The sequence below is a fragment of the Bacillus solitudinis genome (assembly GCF_002797395.1).
Lineage (GTDB): Bacteria > Bacillota > Bacilli > Bacillales > Bacillaceae_D > Halalkalibacter_A > Halalkalibacter_A solitudinis.
Genome location: NZ_KZ454943.1, coordinates 3,066,694 through 3,088,108 on the forward strand (window position 1 = coordinate 3,066,694; position 21,415 = coordinate 3,088,108).

Below are 21,415 nucleotides of genomic sequence, written 5' to 3' on the forward strand. Positions count from 1 at the left end.
GATTTAAATATGAAAGGTGTCATAATGGCTGGTGGAAAAGGAACTCGTCTGCGTCCGTTAACATGTCAGTTACCAAAACCAATGGTCCCACTTGTACAAAAACCAGTAATGGAATATAGCATTGATCTATTAAAGAAGCATGGTATAACTGAGATTGCAGTAACGGTACAATACTTGCCAGATGCAATTCGTGATTATTTTGGGGATGGTAGCGACTTTGGTGTGAAGCTTCATTATTTTGAAGAGGACACCCCTTTAGGTACAGCTGGAAGCGTCAAACAGGCTGAAGACTTTTTAGACGAACCCTTTATTGTTGTAAGTGGTGATGCACTAACTGATTTTGATTTATCAGAGGGGATTAAATTCCATCAACAAAAAAATAGTCTTGTGACAATTTTTATGAAAAAAGTAGAATGTCCACTTGAGTTTGGTGTGATTATGACAAATGAAGAAGAAGAAATCATTCGTTTTCTTGAGAAACCAAGTTGGAGCGAAGTATTTAGTGATACGGTAAATACCGGCATTTATATAATGAATCCTGAAGTTTTCTCTTTTATTAATAAAGATGTGGCAACTGATTTTAGTAAAGATGTTTTTCCAAAACTCTTAGAAAAACAAGGTTGCTTGTACGGATTTTCAGCAATGGGATATTGGTCTGATATCGGAAACTTGACCCAATATCGTCAAGCGCAACTCGATATATTAAATCGTGAGGTAAAGGCGGATATTGGCGGCACTGAAATAAGTCCTGGCGTCTGGGTAGGGGAGCATGTGGTAATTGAAGATGGGGTCATTGTTGAGGGACCGGTTTCGATAGGCAATCATTCGATTATACGCCAAGGAGCTAGAATAGGTCCTCATACTGTTGTTGGTGGAGACTCGACTATATCAAATCGTGCTTCACTAAAACGTTCTGTTTTATGGAATAGTGCCTATGTGGGCGATGATAGTGAGCTACGCGGGGCGACAGTGTGCCATGATGTCACATTTGGGATGAAGTCAATGGTATATGAGGATGCAGTGATAGGACATCATTGTACAATTGGAGAAGAAGCCTCGATTCAACCTAGTATTAAGCTTTGGCCTCATAAAGTGATTAAAGGAGAAACTATTATTCATCAGTCTGTTGTATGGAATGAACCGACTGGAGGTCAACCCCATCTAAAAGGGCATCGAGCAATTGGCGTGGCAAACATTGAGATGACACCTGAGCAAGCAACAAAGCTTGGGGCCGGATTTGGATCGTTACTTAAACCAAAAGACACGGTTTTTCTAGCTGGCGATAATCATCCATTTTCGAGATTATTGAAAATCAGTGTAGCGCAAAGCCTTCAAGCAACAGGCATCCATGTGGTTGATTTAGGAGAGACAATGCTTCCTGTATTACGCTATGCTCTAGAAAAGGAAGCAGTGAACGGTGGGATTTATGTACGAATGTCAAAACGTAAACAAAATAAGCAGGCAATTATTGAGTTCTATGATGAAGCAGGTCTGCCTATTTCTTCATCTACTCACCGGGAACTAGATCAGTCTATTGCATTTTCATCTTTCCGTCGAGTTGCATTTGACTATGTAGGTAGTTATAGCCTACTCACAACGTATGAACAATCCTATTTTAATGAATTACTTAAAACAGTCAATGTTGAACAAATTTCAAAGCGTTCATGGAATGTTTTACTACATACTGAGAAAGCTCAGGAACAGGCAGTGGTTACCTCAATATTACAAAAATTAGGATGTCATGTGACCGTTGCTCCTCCATTTGGTGTAGAGAAGTTTAGACAGCAGGTAAAAAAGAGTGATGCCGACATTGGTATGATTATCGGGGAAACAGGGGAATTCATGACTTTAATTACTGAACAAGGTGAGATTGTTACAGAAGAGGAACAGCTTTCACTTTATGTGTACATGCAATTACGACAAGGAACAAAAAAACAAATCGCTATTCCTTTATTTGGTGGCCCATCGCTTGAGGAAATGGCCGTTAGCTTTGATACGGAGTTGATTCGAACAAAAGGAACAGCAAGAGCGATGATGGAAGCCGAAGAAACTGTCCAGATGTATTTATATGATTCTCTTTATGCATTAACCCATGTGTTAGATTTGTTAACGGCAGAACGAGAAAAACTCTCTGACCAACTGCAAAAGCTTCCTACTGAGATTATGTATAAGGAAGAAGTTGCGTGTAGAACCGAGAAAAAAGGGGTGGTCATGCGAAAATTAATGGAAAGTTTCACGGGAAAAGAAGTTGAATTAATCGATGGCATGAAAATAAGACACCAGGAAGGGGGATGGACATTCATTGTACCCGATCAGGATCAACCAACCTTTACAATCTACGCCCAAGCTAAAGAAGAAATACAAGCAAAGGAACTTGCAAATGAATATGTCGAACAAATTAACAGATTTAAACAATAAGAGGGATTTGGAAGGGACAGATATTAAGCTATCCTTCTATGCAGGAAATCAGCTAATGTTCTCAAACATCGGTGTGTGGTTAGATGGGGTATTTTCATGGTTAAGTGAGAAGGATTGGGCACTCTATCCAGCCTATTTCGAGAATGAGCATATGACAATGAGCCTTGCATACCACTTACAAAGTAATCTCCATCTAACTATTTTTGACCAGAAATCGTCAGATGAAAATGACCGCTTACGAAAAATCATCCTGAAAAACCAGTCCAATAGTAAAAGAGACGTCCGTGTCGTATTTTATCAGCATGGACTTACTAAAAAATTTAGCGAGCAAATGACGTTTTATTCACCAACTACTAAGTGTCTCATTCACCATGTTAATCGTGAATTTGTCTTAGTGTCAGGTATGCTTGGAGATGAGAAGCAGAGGCAATTTGCGGCAGGGGATCCACATTTGGTTTGGAACCAGTTTAAAGGAACGCTCGCTGTATTACCACTTGCTTCAAAATCGTCAGAAAGTGTGTTTACGTTACAAACATCGCTAAATGCTTGGGAGGAAGATCAAGGAATGATGTGGGCGCTTTCACATAAATCATTAGACAAACTGCAACAGCAACATTCACAACTAATGGAGCAATATAGAAAATAACAGAAGAACTATTGTTCTGTAAAGAAATAACACTTGATTCGTGCTCAAAGATTTGCTATCATATTCAAGTATGAAGAAAGCAAAGGTTTGGAGGGATAACGAATGCGTGTAAATGTCACTCTTGCTTGCACTGAGACAGGCGATCGTAACTATATTACAACAAAAAACAAGCGAACAAATCCTGAGCGTATTGAATTCAAAAAATACAGCCCGCGATTAAAGCGCCACACACTTCATCGTGAGACAAAATAAGCAGCGGATTTTCCACTGCTTATTTTTTTTAATGTTTTATCCCTATATGAAGAGGTTCATATATAAGCTACACTTTAAGGAAACAAGGAGAGTGAAGTGATGATAGAAAAGAAAACATTAAGAAAACAAGTCTTACAACAATTAGACAAACTCTCTAATAATCAACACAAAGATCTTTCAGCAAATATTGCTGACCATTTATTTAGGAACATTTATTGGAAAGAAGCTGGCACAATAGGGATAACGATATCGCGAAGAAGAGAAGTTTGTACTACATACATAATTGAAGCAGCCTGGGCACTTAATAAACAAATAGCAGTACCTAGAATCAATAAAGAGAAAAATGTAATGTGCTTTTATATTCTAAAGGATTATGATGATTTGGAAGAAACATTCTTTGAGTTGAAAGAGCCAAAAATTGAAAACTGTCAACTCCTTACCCCCGATGAAATTGATGTAATGGTCGTACCAGGTGTGGCATTTGATGTTCATGGGTACCGTTTAGGATTTGGTGGAGGCTATTATGATCGTTATTTGGTAGACTTTAAAGGTGAAACTGTAGCTCTTGCCTTTGACTGTCAAATTGTAAACAAGGTTCCAACAGAAAAGCATGACGTGCCAGTTGGACATCTTATTACACCTGAAGGTATAGTACGATGATTCTAATTCTTTCCCTAATCGTGGTTATTCTATCAATGATTGCTTACATTCTAAAAAAGCTTACAAAATCAGGGGCCGTGACTGCAGTCCTTGTTGGAATGTCGATTGTATTTGGATTAGGTTTGCCCGGACTTTTACTATTAGGCGTCTTTTTTGTTAGTTCGAACCTTTTGGGTTATTTTCAAAAAGAAAGAAAAGAAAATGATATTATTGAAAAAGGCAATCAAAGAGACGGCTGGCAAGTGTTAGCGAATGGCGGTATGGCTGCGATCCTTGCTTTAATCTATGGATTTTTCCCTTCCTCTATACTGATTTGTGCATTTGTCACCAGTTTAGCTGCTGCAAATGCAGATACGTGGGCATCTGAAATTGGTATTCTAAGTAAGCAACGTCCGCTCCATATTATCACATGGAAGCGAGTGAACTCCGGAACTTCAGGTGCAGTTACAGCAGTAGGTTCAGCAGGTGCGTTTGCAGGGAGCTTTTTAATCGTTGTCTGTTCTATTTTTTTTTGGTGGAGTAGCTCCTACAATAGCCACATCTTTTTGCTTGCCTTTACGATAGCGGGATTTCTAGGGAATCTAATTGATACGTTAGCAGGAGCTGCATTGCAGGTTCTTTATCGATGTAAAGTTTGCAAGATTGAAACAGAGCAAACGCTCCATTGTCACGAAGCAACAGAGCATATTTCTGGACTCAAATGGGTGAATAATGACACAGTTAATTTCATTTGTACTGTCTCAGGAGGATTGTTTGGACTCGTTTTAGGTCTGATTTTGCTTTGAAGTCGGGTTATAAACTCCCATGTCTTAGTCGAGAGAAGTGAACAGGTTTCCAATGTCTAAGGTGTTAAATGATTCTTCTTTTAATCTATAGACTTTGTTTATGAAAAGGTGGTGGAAGTGCAAAACAGCCTTGAACACATAATGTAAGGAGTGAGGACATGGATAATCAGTTTAACCGCTACTCAAGACAGATGTTATTTACACCTATAGGTAATGAAGGACAAGAGAAACTGCTAAACAGTCGGGTCCTTGTTGTAGGTGTTGGTGCTTTAGGAACAGTGATTGCCAATCATTTAGTTCGTTCTGGCATCGGGTATGTTCGTCTCATAGACCGTGATTATGTTGAAGCAAGTAATTTGCAAAGACAGATGCTATTTGACGAACAAGATGTTCATGATAGTACACCAAAGGCTGTTGCAGCCGAAAAAAAGCTACGTTTAATTAATTCAGATGTGACGATAGAAGGTATTGTTGGTGATGTGAATCTTGACAATATTCATAATCTTTTAGATGGCATTGATCTTGTTCTTGATGGAACCGATAATTTTAAAACACGTTTTTTACTTAACGATGCTTGCTTTAAACGTGGCATTCCTTTTGCCTATGGCGGGGCAGTAAGTGCAAGAGGTATGTCAGCACTGTTTATACCGGGGCAGACACCTTGTTTACGTTGCTTTATTCAACAGGGGGATGGACAGGGACAAACGTGTGACACGATTGGTGTTATAAGTCCAGTGGTCGATCTTGTTTCTTCTTATCAAGTTGTAGAAGCACTTAAGTATTTAGTTGAGGATTTTCAGGCGTTACGGAGTACGTTACGTACGTTTGATATTTGGAATAATCATCAATTTGATATGAAGTTTAGCGCACCCAAAAAGGATTGTCCAACATGTCAATTAAAGAAGTATCCTGCCTTAAGTGAAATGGAAGATGAAGTCACGACTCTTTGTGGTCGTGAAACTGTTCAAATAAAGCGCCATCAGAAAAATGACTTAAAAGAATGGGCTGAACGTTTGCACCCGATTGCTGAAGTTAAAACGACACCGTTTCTCCTCCGTGTCCAACTTCAAGAAGGTGAGAGATTAGTCATTTTCCCAGATGGTCGAATTTTAATTCAAGGAACGGATGATATTACAAGAGCAAGAAGCCTGTACAGTAAGTATATTGGTGATTAACCAAAATAAATCTTCACTCAGTTGTCCAGTATTTCCTTAAAAGGGGTATACTGGATTTATTTTTGTGGATAATCTTACTTGTTCCTTCACAAAGTAACAAGAAGGAGGGATATCGATGATTAACCGTTTATTTTCTATGATATCTTTAATCGTTTCTTTTTATTTTGCGTATAAGTATCGTTACCGTGTTATTAATGCATTTTTAGGTCGTAAGCTCCTTAGGAAGCTTGCGGTAACGCTAGCAATGCAAATCCCGATGATTCGAGATAGAATGCTCGGTTCGGTTTTTCAACCTGAACGTACTAATATGTCATAGCCTGATGGAAGCTTGAGCAACCTACTTATAAAGTGGAGTTGCTCTTTCTTTGGTCATAAAAAATTAAAAGAAAAGATAAGAGCTATTAGTATTCTATTCATAAAAGTGGTTGCTATAATAAAGTTAATGGAGGAATTGTGATGAAGTGGAAAGCCGTTTGTTTTGATTTAGATAATACATTATATAGCCATGAAAAGGCTTTTAATCAATCTATCGACTATTGTTATCAGCATGAGGTGATTCCCTTTTTGAAGAAATATAACAGCGCTCCTGTTTCATTTGAGGATTGGTTTTTCATATTCAAGAAAAATTGTGACCGTTTTTGGGGGGTCTATAACGAGGGAACGATTGATGTTGTCACATATCGTCGTTTAAGGTTTGAAGAGACGATGCATGCATTCGGCTTTCGAACAAATGATAGCCTTGCAGATCGTTTTCATCAGCGTTATGACGATATCATTGACACGTTTAGTGAACCAGATGAAGCGCTATTACCGTTAATGCAATGGTTAAAACATCATCAAATAAAAACGGGTATCATTTCGAATGGAATGCCTCAAAAGCAGTATCGACAATTGAAGAAAATTGGACTTAACAAGGAAATGATAAAAAAAGAGCATATTCTAATCTCCGAAGAAATTGGATTTGCTAAGCCTGAGGCTAAAATTTTTATAATGATGGCTGATGAGCTTGGGGAAAAAGCCAATTCTTGCTTATTTGTCGGCGATTCTTGGGAACAGGATGTGGTTGGGGCTAAAAATGCCGGGTGGGAAGCTCTTTATTTAAATACGAGAAAAATACCTGGTACGACAGCACATGAACCTATTCATGAATGTGAGAGTCTTGGGGAAGTGTTTGATTGGTTAATTGATAATAGCTAGAGAGGATGAGGTCATGGAGGTCTTACGGCATGATAACTATTTTTGGCAACTCGTTCATTTTTTTGTGGTAGAACGTGATTTTCGAGTTCATGATATTCGTGAAAAGGAAGTTTGGTTAGAAGAAGAGGATTCAAAGCCACGGCGGATTATCCGTATCGTTCGTTCTGATATAGATTGGGCGAATTGGCTTAAGAAGGATATTGTCGAATCAGCTAGGAAATTTGAATTAGTTAGAAGGCAGCTCCGCTTGAAGAACATGGTAGCGGAAAATATCTATGTGTCCATCTATCCTCCTGTTGATTCGTGGGAGCATCTTCAAAAGCCAATGGTAGTAGGGAAAAAACATAATATTACCGTGCACACGACCCTCTTGTTTCAAGAAGAGGTGGCTAGAAAACAAGCTTTAATGACAAGATTGGGAACTTATTACATCCCCGATTTTCAAATAGAATCCGATGTTGATCAAATAGAATTAAAAACATTGAATTTACGACAAGTAGTAAGACAGAAAGCGGAACAAAAAGAAACATTTGAACGTTCATTATTTACGTATGGAAAACCAATTGCCACGTTCAGTTTTTTACTATTGATAGCAATTGCTTTCTATCAGTTGGAACGGAGCGGAGGGAGTACGTCCATTTTAACGTTGATTGAATTTGGAGCAAAGTACAATCCGCTAATTTTAGAAGGGGAATGGTGGCGTTTTATAAGCGCTATGTTTTTACATATTGGACTATTGCATGTCGTTATGAACTCTTTAGCGTTGTTTTACTTAGGTTCGGCCGTTGAGCGGATTTATGGGACCAGTCGCTTTTTAGTCATTTATTTTCTAGCAGGTATACTGGGATCGATCTCAAGCTTTGCTTTTAATGAACAGGTTGCAGCCGGAGCGTCTGGTGCAATTTTTGGTTGTTTCGGTGCTTTACTTTATTTTGGTACCATTCACCGTAAATTGTTCTTTCGAACGATGGGAAGAAATTTAATAATCATATTAGCACTAAACCTGATCTTTGGGTTTTCCTTACCTATGATTGATAATGGGGCTCATTTAGGAGGGTTGGTAGGAGGATTTCTTGCATCTGCATTGGTTCATCTTCCTAAACATCGCAGGCAAATTAGGCAGCTAGGTGCATTTATCTTAATAACTTTTTTAGGAGGGGGCCTTTACTTATTTGGAATAACGAATGAACATAAGGTTACCTCAGATGTGTTGCCTGTTCAAATTGCCCAAGAATATTTGCAACAAGACGCCGTAGATAAGGCATATCCCTTTCTAGTTAAAGCGGTAGAACAAGGTACAGAATTACCAGAAGCGTATTTTTTACTCGCGTATGCTGAAGCTGATTTTGAGAACTTTCAAGAAGCTAAGACACATTTACTAAAGACGATAGAGCTAAGGCCAACATTTCATGAAGCGCATTATAATCTAGCTCTTGTATATGTAGAACTTGGATCATATGAGGAGGCATTAGCCTCCGTGTCACAAGCATTAGAGTTAGCTCCAGATGAAGAGATATACTCCCAACTAAAAGACCAAATAGAAACGTTTTAGTAACTTAAGGTTTGAAGAAGTTGAATGGGTTCACCGTCTGCACAACGGAATAAAATCATAAAATGGTCAGGGTCCTCTGGTATTAATACTAATGGAACGGTTGAACCAAGGGGACTAACGATTGAACCATCACTTTTTTGGATACTTAGCACATAATTTTTATAAATTCCTTCCCAGAGCCCCCCTAAAAATGTGGCGGTCTCTTCTTGAGTGAGTCCAGGAATCGGTGTTTCTAGAAAACGACCTATTTGAGTAAGGGGAATACGTGTATATTTCTCATCTGGGATTTGATAGTACTCAAAAAGGTCATCCCAATCATATTTTTGCTGTTGTTCTAAAATGTAATCAAGTATCCGTTTACTTTCTAAGTCCTTTTCGTTATCAGGTGTACGAAAAGAATGAAGAGAACTTAAAGGTGAATCAATCACATAAAGCTCATCAAAGCTTAACGTTTGTGCGCTTTTAATGACGTCGTTTGGGTAGTGAAGCTCTGCATGGTGAAAAGTAATCACTTTATAATGACCGCTATCCTCTCCAAGTACTGATTTATCTTGGATGATTTGGTTTGTATTCTCCTCCCAAGTAGAAAGGATATCCTTTAAATAACCATCTTCAAATAAAAGCGAAACGTCTTGTCTTAAATAAGCAGACTGATTTAGAAGAGATTTAGTTTGCCATTTTAAGCGATATTCATCTTCATCTTCAATTGATTGGAGCGCTAGTTGAGAAGTTGCAACATCAAACGTTGCTTGGGGGTCTAGTGGGAAAAATGTTAAGGCTTCTTTGAATGGTTCTGACTTTAACCCAAAGGTCAGTGACAGTCCTACGAGTAGGGATGTCATAATAATCAGTGAAATGTAAATTTTTTTACGCATCGAAGTCCCTCCAATGGACAAACTTTATGCTCATTAATATGTAGAGGACAAGTAAATTATGTGTTCAAATCATCCCTATTTAGCTGATAAAAGGAAGGTGAATGAAAAAAATGTTGCTTTTGAATGGGGTAAGAAGAGAGACCGGTATTAAAAAGGACTAGTTCCTTCAAACAAGGTTCTAGTCTTTAGTGGATTTATTCGATTTCTTCCATATCAAGCTGATATAATTCGTCTTTGACAAACATATTAGTTGATTCAATGGCACTTGATTCATCGGCTAGAACAAGACCAAATGGGGTGGTTCTTGGAGGGGTAACCACTGTAAAACGACAATTATGTTTGGAGGCTTCCTGAATATAATTCGAATAAGTTTTGTATGCGAGGTTTCCATTTATATAAAGGTGGAGATTTTGCTTCGTTTTCATTAATCGAATCGCTTCTTCATACATTCCACCCCGGATAACCTGTTTCTTTGTTAAGGCTAGATAAATTCGTTCAATAATAGTTGAAAGAAACAACCCTCGCTCTTCCGGTTTTATCTCTGGTACTCCGTATAATGCTCGGTCAATAACATCCTTCATTTTCTGATCCACGCATACAGCCCTTCTTTCTTTATGTAAATATGAAGCTAGAAAAATTCTTGTCCTTATTTATTATCCTCACACATATCATACCATATACGAAATTGCATTATGAGTAAAGGAGTTGTGTGTAGATGTGGTCAATAATGATGATGCTATTGTTTGTTTTTGCAATTGGCATGACTGTGGGAGGGTTACTTGCCGCACCAAGAATGGCCCCGCGCCCTTTTTCTTTAATTATATTTAGTGTATGTTTCTTGTTTTTAACATATATTGGGATGTTACTTGGGATGTTTATTAGCGGTTGGTTTGCTTTTCGTTTAATGGAAATGGGTCTTGCTATTATTGCCCTTATTATTATAGTAGCAGCGTTTACTCGCTTTCACCCAACACTTGGTTTCTTTCATCCTGATGATAAGCTATTACTTGCGTTAATTGCTTGCTTATTCTTTTTTATGGGAATGGAGTGGGGGATTTTAGAGTGGCGGGCGTTTTTTACGTTATTTGCAGGGACTTTCTTTTTCATATCTATCTTTTTAGGTCTTTATATCCAACTTCAAATTCGGCGAATAATGTGGCGTCATGCTCAGATTGCCTACATTCCACTCATTTGGCTACTTTTCGTATCGATCCTTAAGCTGTTATAATAAGGACGAGAGGTGAGCAGGATGAATACACTTTATGATGTTCAACAGTTATTAAAAAAACACGGAACGATCATTTATACACGTGATACACAACTCGATTTAGAGTTAATGGAAGAAGAGATTCGTGAATTGCATAACTGGAAAATGGTTGAAACATCAGTGTTTTTGCAAGCATTGCTCATAATCCAAAAAGAGAAACATGGTCACATGTAGAAGGTGGGTACTATGGATAAGAAATGGTATGTTGGTGTTGACTTAGGGGGCACAACAATAAAAATGGCATTTGTATCAGGAAACGGTGATATTATCCAAAAGTGGGAAATCCCTACAGATAAGAGGGATGGTGGCAAGAATATAACCTCTGATATTTCAAAAGCTATTGATGAGAAATTACATAAACTCGGAAAATCAAAAGAACAGCTTGTTGCGATTGGGATGGGAGCACCCGCTTTTATTGAAATGGAGACAGGTTATATTTACGAGGCGGTAAATATTGGTTGGAAGGATTTTGCTCTTAAAGATGTTCTAGAACAGGAGACAGGTCTTCCAGTTAAAATTGATAACGATGCAAATGTAGCTGCTTTAGGGGAAATGTGGCAGGGAGCAGGAGAGGGCGCTAAAAACCTTCTATGTATCACACTCGGGACGGGTGTGGGAGGAGGAATTATCGCAAACGGAGAAATTCTCCATGGAGTCAATGGTATGGCCGGAGAAGTTGGGCATATTACATCTATTCCTGAAGGAGGTTTCCCTTGTAACTGTGGTAAAACAGGTTGTCTAGAAACCTTAGCCTCGGCGACTGGCATTGCACGATTAGCCACAGAAGGCTTAACTAACCAAGCGAATAGTCAGCTTCATGACGTATATAAAGAAGCAGGTGTTCTCTCTACAAAGGATGTGTTCGATGCTGTAAGGGCAGGGGACGAATATGCAAAAGAGATTATTGAGACGATATCGTTTCATCTTGGCCTTGCATTAGCGAATATTGCTAATTCATTTAATCCGTCAAAAATCGTTATTGGTGGAGGGGTGTCTAGAGCCGAGGATTTAGTTCTTCAGCCAATTGAACGGCACTTTAAGAAATTTGCTTTAAAGCGAGTAGCAGAGGGTGCTGAGTTTAAAATAGCGACATTAGGGAATGATGCAGGTGTGATTGGAAGTGCCTGGATTGCTAAACAGCTTGGCTAATAATCTACACATATTATCAATAATTACATACGATATAGTATGAGTTCATCGTTCTTTACATGATAGTATGTTTGAAGGGTACTATAATATTCGAGTAAAGAAAAAAGGGGACTACAAACATGGAGGACTATCGAATAGAACGCGATTTATTGGGTGAGAAGCAGGTTCCAAAAGATGCTTATTACGGCATACAAACAATGCGTGCCCAGGAGAATTTTCCGATTACAGGATATCCGCCTCACCCAGAATTGATTCGAGCGTTTGGCTATGTAAAAAAAGCTGCAGCAATGGCAAATCGTGATGTAGGAGCACTTCAGAAGAATATTGCGGATGCAATTATTGAAGCTTCAGAAGAGGTTATTGATGGAAAACTAGTTAGTCATTTTATTGTTGATTCAATTCAAGGTGGGGCTGGTACATCATTTAACATGAATGCCAATGAAGTGATAGCCAATCGTGCAATAGAATTTCTTGGTGGCCAAAAAGGTGAGTATATGCGTTTGAGCCCGAATACTCATGTAAATATGGCCCAATCTACGAATGATGCATTTCCAACTGCGATCCATATTGCATGTTTGCATCTTTCAGAAGGTTTAACAGATGCTCTTCTAAAGTTAATTGAGGCGATGAAAGAAAAAGAACAAGAATTTGACACTGTTTTAAAGATGGGACGAACCCATCTACAAGATGCCGTTCCCATTCGTTTAGGACAAGAATTCGGTTCTTACCGTAGAGTTTTAACGAGAGATTTAGGGAGAATTAAAAGCTCAGTTGGCCATCTATTTGAAATTAATATGGGCGCAACAGCTGTTGGGACAGGACTAAACGCTCAACCTAAATATATAGAGAAAGTTGCAAACTATCTAGCTGACATTACGGGTTTACCATTTAAAACGGCTGAGAACTTAGTTGATGCTACGCAAAATACGGATGCTTACACAGAACTATCTAGTGCTTTAAAGATTTTAGCCATTAATATTTCTAAAATAGCTAACGATTTACGGTTGATGAGTTCAGGACCACGAACAGGATTGAATGAAATTAATTTACCGCCAAGGCAGCCAGGTTCATCGATTATGCCTGGAAAAGTAAATCCGGTTATGTGTGAGGTTATTAATCAAATATCCTTTCAAGTCATCGGAAACGACCATACGATTAGCTTAGCATCTGAAGCAGGTCAGCTTGAACTGAATGTAATGGAGCCAGTGCTTGTCTTTAATTTATTGCAATCATTATCGATTTTACAAAACGGTATCACTGTTTTCACGAAATATACCATTGAAGGAATTACCGCTAATATTGAACGTTGCCAAGAGTTAGTTGAGAAAAGTGTTGGGATTATCACTGCGATTAATCCTCATGTTGGCTATGAGGTCGCTACAAGGATTGCCAAAGAAGCGATTCAAACAGACCGGTCCGTTCGAGAGATTTGCATAGAGAGAGGTATCTTGTCTGAAGAAGAATTAAATGAAATTCTTGACGCGAAGGAAATGACCAATCCAGGTATTGCAGGGGCCCGGTTTATTTACGGATGATGAGAACATGAGAACGCCAAAAAAAGAGGGCACTGAAAAAGGTATGATTTTACCTCTTTCAGTGCCCTCTTAAGCAATGAGTGAAAAAGACATCTCAGCTCTCTATGAACGGGTTTCTCATAGTGGGCGCGCGACGTTCGGAGCAATTGCCGCTTCTTTGGGAAGCTAAAAAGGTGTCTTTTTTGAGTCAATAAATGTTTATAAAAAAGTTGAAACATTAGGTTTAGTTTATACGTCTAATATAAAAGGGAAATAAAAATAGCAAACTTAGGTCGCAATAGTGTAGGATAGGTAAGCAGATAGAAAAGGGGGGAGAGTTTATGGTTTTTTTCAGATGGGTATTACTTTTTATTTTTTTAATTACATGTGTAGGCTGCTTTTCAACGAAGCTTGAGGGGCAACCATCACCCGGTAGTTTATCTGATATTCCTAAAAAACGGAATGCACCATCATCCTTTTTCTCAGGTTCACCAATTTCCCCCCTCTTCGAAAATGAAACTGTCTCTTCAGAAATTCAAGGTTGGTTTAATGAAACTTCGGTCCTTTATTTAACAGAAAGAGAAGAGTTGTTTTCATTAGTCATTCATGATGTACATTCAGGAGAAACAATGCCCTTTTTTGATACGGAAGATTGGATTATCAATATTAGAGAAAATCATGACTATTCATTGTTTGCCATTCAGACGGTGAATGAGGAAGACGAATCGAAAGTTTTAATCGTTGATTCGTCGGGTCAGATTCAAATGGAAATAGAAGACTTTGGAGAAGATTATTCAGTTTATTGGAGCTCATTTAATCGTGATGAGTTTATTCTTATCGCATATTTACCTGATTGGGAATTGGACGTTTATTTTATAAAAGCTAGTGAGCAAAAAGTCAAACCACTTCCGATTGAACAGTCGTATATTCAATGGGTATCAGAACAGAAAATTGCTTACTTAAACTGGGATCAACTGGAACCGAGCTATCATGCACCACTTGTTTTCTTCAATCTAGATACACAAGAAGAACAAACAGTACAAGATGACATCATTGCTTTTGTTAATGCGTCTCCAGACATTTCATTTACAGTCACAGTAGATACCATTTATGATCTCCACTCGGACTATACGTTTCATGACTTTCGAAATGAATCAATTGTAAGCCATCTTGATATGCCAATTTTAAACACATACTCAGAACAGTGGTGGATTCCTTTTCATACTTTCGGCAAAAAGGATGAAATCATTTATTATCTTCGTCCGAAATATAGTGGGGATTATTTTAGTTATTCGGATGGTTATGATTTGATGGCATATTATGTAAGGACGAATACAGGGGAAAAACTGTCCGAACTTAAAGAACATGTTCCTCTCGCGATTTCTCCAAAAGAGGATTATATTCTGGTTGGAAACAGTTTTGAACAAATTTTTGATATTGCAAGCCAAACCATGTATCCAATGTATGAATAAAATGCGGTTCTTGCAATTCTTGCGTGTTCTGTCATAATAGAATTAAATCAAATTAATAGTTGTAGAAGGCTAGGGGTGTTTGCGTGAAGCAGGCTGAGAAAAAGGTATACCTTTTACCCTCGTACCTGATCTGGTTCAAGCCAGCGTAGGGAAGTCGACTGCCAGTGAGTTAATCATGTGTAGCCGTATTCTGTTCGTTGGAATGCGGCTTTTTATTTTTTTGTGATATGAAAGGGTTGATTATAAATGCGTGAGTTTAATCTTTATACAATCACTGGAGAAGAGTTTCATCCGGACCGAGAATTAAGTGAAGTGATAGAACAAGCGATTCTTGGGGGTTCGGACATCATCCAATTAAGGGATAAGAAAAGTTCAAAACTTGAAGTGTTAAAGAAGGCTAGAGCGCTTCGTGAATTGACTAGAAAGCATGATGTTATATTTATTGTCAACGACCATATTGATGTTGCCCTTGCCGTTGGTGCGGATGGTGTGCATGTTGGTCAGGATGATTTACCCTTAGAGGAAGTAAGAAAGATACTGGGTCCTAATAAAATTATTGGGATTTCTACACACGAAATAGAAGAGGCTAGAGAGGCTGAAGTAGGTGGGGCTGATTATATTGGAGTTGGTCCAATTTTCCAAACTCAAAGCAAGGAAGATGTTGTCGATCCTGTCACAACTGAGTACATTAAACAAGTGGTCTCAGAAATCACAATACCTTTTGTCGCTATTGGTGGCATAAAGCTTCATAATGTGAACCAAGTTCTTGAGGCGGGTGCAACAAGGATTTGTATGATTAGTGAAATTGTCGGGGCAGCAGATATAAAAGGAACATGTGAAACGTTTAAAGAAATTCTTGCAAGCAAAGGAGTCATTCAAAAATGAAGCTACTTGTAAATGGAGTCGCTCATACGATCGATGTGGACACCCTGACAGATGTAGTTCGCTATTTTAATCTTGAAGAGCATCTTGTCGTTACTGAAGTAAATGGTGTCATTATTGATAGAGAACAGTGGGATAGCACAAACGTAGAACCTGAAATGAAAATTGAACTTGTCCACTTTGTAGGGGGAGGATGACATGAAACGGAAAAAGCTAATTATTGCAGGGAAGGAACTTTCCTCACGATTTTTTATAGGAACAGGACGATACCCAAATCCATTCGTTCAAAATGAAGCGATTAAAGCTTCAGGGGCAGAGGTATTAACATTTGCCATTCGTCGTGTGAATTTAGATGAGCCAGGGGAAGATGCCATTCTCCAACATTTAGACCGAACAAATTTTATATATTTACCGAACACCTCTGGAGCAACTAATGCAGAAGAGGCCATCAGAATTGCACGACTTGCCAAAGCATCGGGACTTAGTAATTGGATTAAAATAGAAATAAGTGCCGACGAACGAACGCTATTACCGGACCCAATTGAAACCTTAAAGGCCACAGAAGTCCTTGCAAAAGAAGGCTTTGTCGTATTACCTTATACATCTGATGATCCCATTCTCTGTAGAAGGTTGGAAGAAGCAGGAGCAGCTGCTGTCATGCCTGGGGGCTCCCCAATTGGAACGGGCCTTGGTATATTAAATCCTTATAACATTGCGTTAATTGCCGAACAATCGAATGTACCGATTATTGTCGATGCGGGGCTTGGTTCAGCTCAGGACGTTGTTCAAGCAATGGAACTTGGGGTTGATGGTGTGTTAATGAATACACCAGTCGCAAAAGCAAAGGATCCGGCAAAAATGGCATTAGCAATGAAATATGCGATTGAGGCAGGACGTCTTTCGTATGAAGCGGGAAGAATTCAAAAAAAGAAATATGCTACGGCCAGTAGTGGGTTAACATCTTTAATTTCGACGTAATGTAGAGGAAGTGACAGTCATGGGAGAGCGAATAATTGTCCTTGGTGGTGGCGTTATTGGACTAGCAAGTGCCCTGGAGCTAAATAACAGAGGTCATCAGGTTACAGTTTTAGAGAAAAGTAAGTGCGGAGGCCAAGCCTCGGGAGCAGCGGCAGGAATGCTTGCTCCTTTTTCTGAAATCGGCGAAGATCCGGATGACTTTTTTCAATTATGTTTAGCTAGTTTGAGATTATACCCAACGTGGCAGAAAGAAGTAAAGCGACTTTCTAACAGAGGGTTTGAATACATAAATAGTGGCAGCTTACATGCTGTATACCATGAGGCTGATTTACTCGCATTAGAAACTAGGCAGTCTTGGCAAAAAGACTGGGGAACTGAAGCTAATATTTTGACGGCTGGAGAGCTAAAACAAAAAGAGCCTGAGCTCTCAGATAATATTATCGCAGCGATGCATTACCCGGAAGAAAGTCACGTCTTTGCACCGGATTATGTAAGGGCCCTCGAGGAGGCATGCCGCAATCAGGGAGTCACGATTTGTGATGAGTTAGAACACGTTTCAGTGCTTGAATGGCGTGGGGATATAAAGCTTCAATCAATGGATGGCAGGATATTTACGAGTGAAAAACTGGTTATTTGTTCAGGTGCATGGGCGCAAGAATTAGAAGAGACATTTTCACTCCGAATTCCCGTGTATCCAATTCGCGGACAAATTTGTGCCTATGATAATCTTCAAGGTAGAGTGAATCATATCGTCTACACGAGTCAGGGATATCTTGTTCCAAAAGGCAATGGTACCATTGTAAACGGTGCATCAGAAGACATTGCTGGCTTTGCCACGGATGTCACTGAAAAAGGCATTTTGAGACTGACAAACTGGAATTATCAAATTTTCCCATTCTTAAAAGAGATGAAGCCGTTTCACCGCTGGGCTGGTTTGCGTCCTGCAACTCAGGATGGCTATCCACTGATTGGTTCCTTAGAGGAAGCTCCCCATGTGATAATGGCTACAGGTCATTATCGAAATGGAATCTTGCTAAGTCCAGTTACAGCAGTATCTGTTGCAAATATTGTTGATGGTTTGGCTGAACATGTGCCATTAAATCTATTTAAACCAGAGCGTTTTTCATAAGAATGGAGGGTGAGAGATGACTGCAAAAGCATTAACAATTGCAGGGTCTGACAGTGGAGGAGGAGCAGGAATTCAAGCTGATTTGAAAACCTTTCAAGAGCTTGATACGTTTGGCATGACTGTTATTACGGCTTTAACAGCTCAGAATACTCTTGGAGTTCATGGGGTTTTTCCGCAGACAATAGAAGCGATAGAAGCACAACTTAATGCTGTATTATCAGATATTGGGGTGGATTGTGTCAAAACAGGTATGCTATTTTCCGCTGAGATTATTACACTCGTTGCAAATAAGTTAAAAGAATATAATGTGAAACAAATTGTTGTTGATCCAGTGATGATTGCAAAAGGAGGGGCTTCTCTCCTGCAAGAGCAAGCAATTCAAGCTTTAATTGAAGAGCTTTTGCCGATTTCAACGGTCATTACCCCAAACCTTCCTGAAGCCGCGAAAATTTTGGGGTACCCAGAAATTAAGACGGCTTCTGAAATGGAACAGGTTGCCAAAGAACTTCATAAGCTTGGACCGGCTAATGTTGTCTTAAAAGGGGGACATTTGCCGGGTGGCCCGGCTGTTGATATATTATACGATGGCAAAACAATCTACACGTTGCAGTCAGATCGAATTGAAACGAAGCATACGCACGGCACAGGTTGTACATTTGCAGCAGCGATCGCCGCCGAGCTAGCGAAAGGTTTCGATGTCAAGAGTGCGGTAGAAACAGCGAAGGCATTCATCACAGCAGCGATAAGAGAATCTCTCCCAATAGGTGGGGGGATTGGACCGACAAACCATAGTGCATATAAGAAAATCAACACCTTATGATTTGGTTTGCCCACCATTGATTTGAAGAGTTGTAAGTTGAGCTGTTAAATTAATAGCTCAACTTTTTATTTGCTTAGGAAGCGATAGTTTTCTAAGCCTGTGGATAAGAAGTGAAAGCACACTCGGTTAAGTGCAGTAAATTCACACACTGACTACTTGTTAAGGGCTAATAACCTGGCAATATCTACGCACAGTGCTTCTAAGAAAAGGCTACTCAGCAGCTTTTCTTATTTTTGACATTTCTTTTATTCAGTTCAAATTTTGTTTCATGTATAATGAAACTAAGTTAGAAGAGAAAATGATTATAAAATAAGTTGGTGACGATATGTTCCGTGATAATAAAATAGTCCTTCTTTTACCTGCGATACTCATGGTGGTGATGGTTTTTGGTGGCTACTACTATTTAAATAATACAGACGTTGTGACAAATGAAGAGTTAGAGCAGTTTGCTAAACTCGATTCGAGTATCCAAGAAACGGAAAATGGTTGGGAGATTACAGCAGAGTGGGATTGGACAATGATGCCAACAGATGGGTTATACGGTGAAGACTATTTAGGAATTCATCTTGGTGAAAACATTGAGGTCGTTTCTTCGACCCTCAAGCTATATCATGCGGATGGTATTGTTCTTGAAAATGAGGGGGCTATTGTAGAAAATGGAGTTATATTTTCTTTCCCGAATGAGATAATCGAAAACGAAGTGTTAGGAAATCGAGGAACAGCAGTCGTAAAGGTAGAGAAAATGCCGTCAAATGCCTCGATTCATCTACTTCATACATGGACAGCTCATTCTCCTCTTGAAAAGAATGAGGCAAGCTTATCAAATCCTCTTTTCGGTGAGGCTAAAAATGTTCCATATTGGACGCTGAAAACACAAGTTGGAGGGGAGTAAATGTTGATTCGGGGTCTCTCCTATCAAAATGGTGTTTTTTTTATAGGAAGTAAACATATATCCTGTGGGTATCATCATAAAGGTCGACTAAAAACGTGGATTAAACCAATAAATGCATCAGGAATGCTAGCTATGCTAAAACAAGTTATCTTCTCGATGCCTGTATGGTTTAAGACACTTATTACCGTTATTCTTGGAGTTGTTTTTATACCCAAAATATATCCGATCTTTGGTTGGAGCGGTCTTCCAATTTATACACTATTTTATGTGATGTTTGGTACGCACTTTATTTTCCCTAAAAAACTCCGTCAGTATCATGGTGCAGAACATAAAGTGTTTAGTGACCGTGGAGTAAAGAAAAGAGGGCGTTTATACGCGATTAGAAAGGCAGCAATTACAAATCGTAATTGTTCAACGAATTTTGTTGTCATATATTTTCTAAGCGTTATTTTAGGGACAAGCATTCTCCTTGTTCTTCAATTCTCAATCCTTGATGCTTTAGCGATTGCTTCTTATGGGGCGGTGGTGATGGTTCCGATCGTTCAAACATTTATAAAGGTGAAGGGATTCGGCTGGTTAAAAGCAACAGTCCTTTCGATATCCTACTGGCTTCAAACGAATGTGACAACAACAGAGCCTGGGAGAATGCATTTGCTCGCAGCAATTGAATCCTATAGAACATTAGCACTAACAGAATTTCCAGAACAATTGATTATTAAAAAGAAGGAGGTTAAGAAGATGGCGATTGTGGATGTAACAATTATTCCGATAGGGACAGAAACATCAAGTGTTAGTAGCCATGTTGCTGAAATTCACCGTGTGTTAAAGTCATATGAAGGAAAAGTAAAGTATCAATTAACACCGATGAGCACAATTATTGAAGGAGAGTTATCTGTCTTATTCGAAGTGATTCAGGCCATTCATGAGGTACCGTTCCAACATGGGGTTAAGCGTGTTGCAACAAATATACGAATTGATGACCGCCGTGATAAACAAACGACGATGGAAGGCAAGCTTGAAGCAGTTCGGCAGCAAGTTGATGAAGAGAAGGACAATGTCGTAGCCGACAAGCACATACAATAATCAAAAAGACTATAAACAAACCGCCTCCGTTTAGGAAGCGGTTTGTTTTATAGGGATCCGGTCCTTGTTTTTAAGAGAAGGTTGATACTGAAGCGCCACTGAAAAGGGTTTTCATGGAAGCGTGAGTGGATCTGCACGTTCGCTTATTGCGATTAACCCACTCATCAAGCTTAACAAAGCAATGGCATGCTTATTGCTAAAAGAGGCCCTGATAAAGGAAAAAGTACCTTATTAGGAACTCATAATTCCTTCTCCATCGTCACATGAGGAATTCCTGCATCAAGAAACTCGTCTGAAACGGTGAAATACCCTAATTTTTCATAGAACTTTTCAGCGTGACTTTGTGCATATAACTTCGCTTTTAAGGCACCGCACCGCTTTGCTTCCATTTCGATTGCTTCCATAAGCATTCGACCCACGCCTAGTCCTCTTGCGGCTTTGGCAATACAAATCCGTTCAATTTTACCGTAATCATCTACGTAACGTAGTCGTCCAGCCCCTACTACATTCTGATTATCATACACAACAAAATGAGTGGAAACGTCTTCAAACTCATCAATTTCTTCCTCCAACGGTACGTGCTGTTCCTTTACAAATACATTCGTTCGAATGTGAAAAGCATCCTGAAGCTGCTTGTTTGTTTCAACTTTAATAACGTGCATCTGATAG

At 39.1% G+C, this 21,415-nt stretch carries 24 protein-coding genes, 1 pseudogene and 1 riboswitch; of the genes and pseudogenes, 22 read left to right on the forward strand and 3 right to left on the reverse strand.

The genetic code is table 11. The features are described from left to right. The first annotated feature begins 9 nt into the window (after nt 1-9). The 9 genes from CEF19_RS15070 to CEF19_RS15110 all read left to right on the forward strand — a co-directional run bounded on the left by CEF19_RS15070 (nt 10) and on the right by CEF19_RS15110 (nt 8,685). Nucleotides 10-2,418: a sugar phosphate nucleotidyltransferase gene (locus tag CEF19_RS15070; protein WP_100406804.1), complete on the forward strand. Its 2,409-nt coding sequence runs from the start codon at nt 10-12 to the stop codon at nt 2,416-2,418. Next, nucleotides 2,381-3,064: a hypothetical protein gene (locus CEF19_RS15075; RefSeq protein ID WP_100406805.1), complete on the forward strand. Its 684-nt coding sequence runs from the start codon at nt 2,381-2,383 to the stop codon at nt 3,062-3,064. The genes CEF19_RS15070 and CEF19_RS15075 overlap by 38 nt, the downstream gene beginning before the upstream one ends. A gap of 102 nt (nt 3,065-3,166) precedes the next feature. Beyond that, the gene (rpmG, locus tag CEF19_RS15080) at nt 3,167-3,316 is read left to right on the forward strand and encodes a 50S ribosomal protein L33 (protein ID WP_100406806.1); all 150 of its coding nucleotides are present in this window, start codon (nt 3,167-3,169) and stop codon (nt 3,314-3,316) included. Between the two features lie 99 nt (nt 3,317-3,415). Then, nucleotides 3,416-3,976: a 5-formyltetrahydrofolate cyclo-ligase gene (locus CEF19_RS15085; protein WP_100406807.1), complete on the forward strand. Its 561-nt coding sequence runs from the start codon at nt 3,416-3,418 to the stop codon at nt 3,974-3,976. Then, nucleotides 3,973-4,761: a DUF92 domain-containing protein gene (locus CEF19_RS15090; RefSeq protein ID WP_100406808.1), complete on the forward strand. Its 789-nt coding sequence runs from the start codon at nt 3,973-3,975 to the stop codon at nt 4,759-4,761. The genes CEF19_RS15085 and CEF19_RS15090 overlap by 4 nt, the downstream gene beginning before the upstream one ends. 158 nt (nt 4,762-4,919) lie before the next feature. After that, nucleotides 4,920-5,936, forward strand: coding sequence for a ThiF family adenylyltransferase (locus CEF19_RS15095; protein ID WP_100406809.1), 1,017 nt, complete (start codon nt 4,920-4,922; stop codon nt 5,934-5,936). 115 nt (nt 5,937-6,051) lie between these two features. After that, nucleotides 6,052-6,252 carry a sodium:proton antiporter gene (locus tag CEF19_RS15100; RefSeq protein ID WP_100406810.1) on the forward strand — a complete coding sequence of 67 codons (201 nt, stop codon included), beginning with the start codon at nt 6,052-6,054 and terminating at the stop codon, nt 6,250-6,252. A gap of 140 nt (nt 6,253-6,392) precedes the next feature. Then, nucleotides 6,393-7,133 (forward strand): HAD family hydrolase, encoded by a 741-nt coding sequence (locus tag CEF19_RS15105; RefSeq protein WP_100406811.1) that lies wholly within the window; start codon nt 6,393-6,395, stop codon nt 7,131-7,133. A gap of 13 nt (nt 7,134-7,146) precedes the next feature. Further along, the gene (locus CEF19_RS15110) at nt 7,147-8,685 is read left to right on the forward strand and encodes a rhomboid family intramembrane serine protease (RefSeq protein WP_100406812.1); all 1,539 of its coding nucleotides are present in this window, start codon (nt 7,147-7,149) and stop codon (nt 8,683-8,685) included. On the opposite strand, the gene CEF19_RS15115 is transcribed toward CEF19_RS15110, so the two are convergent. Both CEF19_RS15115 and CEF19_RS15120 read right to left on the reverse strand, forming a co-directional pair. Continuing rightward, nucleotides 8,682-9,560, reverse strand: coding sequence for a hypothetical protein (locus tag CEF19_RS15115; protein ID WP_100406813.1), 879 nt, complete (start codon nt 9,558-9,560; stop codon nt 8,682-8,684). The two genes, CEF19_RS15110 and CEF19_RS15115, sit on opposite strands and share 4 nt — an antisense overlap. A 194-nt stretch (nt 9,561-9,754) precedes the next feature. Continuing rightward, nucleotides 9,755-10,153: a YueI family protein gene (locus CEF19_RS15120; protein WP_100406814.1), complete on the reverse strand. Its 399-nt coding sequence runs from the start codon at nt 10,151-10,153 to the stop codon at nt 9,755-9,757. A 122-nt stretch (nt 10,154-10,275) separates the two neighbouring features. Between CEF19_RS15120 and CEF19_RS15125 the strand changes: the two genes are divergently transcribed. The 13 genes and pseudogenes from CEF19_RS15125 to CEF19_RS24120 all read left to right on the forward strand — a co-directional run bounded on the left by CEF19_RS15125 (nt 10,276) and on the right by CEF19_RS24120 (nt 20,746). Next, complete coding sequence (locus CEF19_RS15125) at nt 10,276-10,788, forward strand: hypothetical protein (protein ID WP_100406815.1); 513 nt, start codon at nt 10,276-10,278, stop codon at nt 10,786-10,788. Between the two features lie 21 nt (nt 10,789-10,809). Continuing rightward, nucleotides 10,810-11,001, forward strand: coding sequence for a YqgQ family protein (locus CEF19_RS15130; protein WP_100406816.1), 192 nt, complete (start codon nt 10,810-10,812; stop codon nt 10,999-11,001). Between the two features lie 12 nt (nt 11,002-11,013). Further along, nucleotides 11,014-11,976 (forward strand): ROK family glucokinase, encoded by a 963-nt coding sequence (locus tag CEF19_RS15135; RefSeq protein ID WP_100406817.1) that lies wholly within the window; start codon nt 11,014-11,016, stop codon nt 11,974-11,976. 119 nt (nt 11,977-12,095) lie between these two features. Beyond that, nucleotides 12,096-13,511: an aspartate ammonia-lyase gene (gene aspA, locus CEF19_RS15140; RefSeq protein ID WP_100406818.1), complete on the forward strand. Its 1,416-nt coding sequence runs from the start codon at nt 12,096-12,098 to the stop codon at nt 13,509-13,511. Between the two features lie 320 nt (nt 13,512-13,831). Beyond that, nucleotides 13,832-14,962, forward strand: coding sequence for a YqgU-like beta propeller domain-containing protein (locus CEF19_RS15145; RefSeq protein WP_100406819.1), 1,131 nt, complete (start codon nt 13,832-13,834; stop codon nt 14,960-14,962). A 61-nt stretch (nt 14,963-15,023) separates the two neighbouring features. Continuing rightward, nucleotides 15,024-15,131: riboswitch (TPP riboswitch) on the forward strand. Between the two features lie 77 nt (nt 15,132-15,208). Beyond that, nucleotides 15,209-15,847, forward strand: coding sequence for a thiamine phosphate synthase (thiE, locus tag CEF19_RS15150; protein ID WP_100406820.1), 639 nt, complete (start codon nt 15,209-15,211; stop codon nt 15,845-15,847). Further along, on the forward strand, nt 15,844-16,041 hold the full coding sequence (gene thiS / locus CEF19_RS15155; protein WP_100406821.1) for a sulfur carrier protein ThiS: 198 nt from the start codon (nt 15,844-15,846) through the stop codon (nt 16,039-16,041). Before thiE ends, thiS begins: the two co-directional genes overlap by 4 nt. A 1-nt stretch (nt 16,042) precedes the next feature. Next, on the forward strand, nt 16,043-16,822 hold the full coding sequence (locus tag CEF19_RS15160) for a thiazole synthase (RefSeq protein ID WP_100406822.1): 780 nt from the start codon (nt 16,043-16,045) through the stop codon (nt 16,820-16,822). Nucleotides 16,823-16,841: 19 nt separating this feature from the next. Then, nucleotides 16,842-17,951, forward strand: a complete 1,110-nt coding sequence (gene thiO / locus CEF19_RS15165; RefSeq protein WP_100406823.1) for a glycine oxidase ThiO — start codon at nt 16,842-16,844, stop codon at nt 17,949-17,951. A gap of 16 nt (nt 17,952-17,967) precedes the next feature. After that, nucleotides 17,968-18,771, forward strand: coding sequence for a bifunctional hydroxymethylpyrimidine kinase/phosphomethylpyrimidine kinase (gene thiD / locus CEF19_RS15170; protein WP_100406824.1), 804 nt, complete (start codon nt 17,968-17,970; stop codon nt 18,769-18,771). Between the two features lie 325 nt (nt 18,772-19,096). Continuing rightward, nucleotides 19,097-19,663, forward strand: coding sequence for a hypothetical protein (locus CEF19_RS15175; RefSeq protein WP_100406825.1), 567 nt, complete (start codon nt 19,097-19,099; stop codon nt 19,661-19,663). Next, nucleotides 19,664-20,332, forward strand: a pseudogene (locus CEF19_RS24115) (DUF1385 domain-containing protein); the annotation flags it as partial. A gap of 69 nt (nt 20,333-20,401) precedes the next feature. Next, nucleotides 20,402-20,746 (forward strand): MTH1187 family thiamine-binding protein, encoded by a 345-nt coding sequence (locus CEF19_RS24120; protein ID WP_319830098.1) that lies wholly within the window; start codon nt 20,402-20,404, stop codon nt 20,744-20,746. Nucleotides 20,747-20,985: 239 nt separating this feature from the next. Here the strand turns inward: CEF19_RS24120 and CEF19_RS15185 are convergent, their stop codons facing one another. After that, the gene (locus tag CEF19_RS15185; protein ID WP_100406827.1) at nt 20,986-21,408 is read right to left on the reverse strand and encodes a GNAT family N-acetyltransferase; all 423 of its coding nucleotides are present in this window, start codon (nt 21,406-21,408) and stop codon (nt 20,986-20,988) included. Nucleotides 21,409-21,415 lie beyond the last annotated feature (7 nt).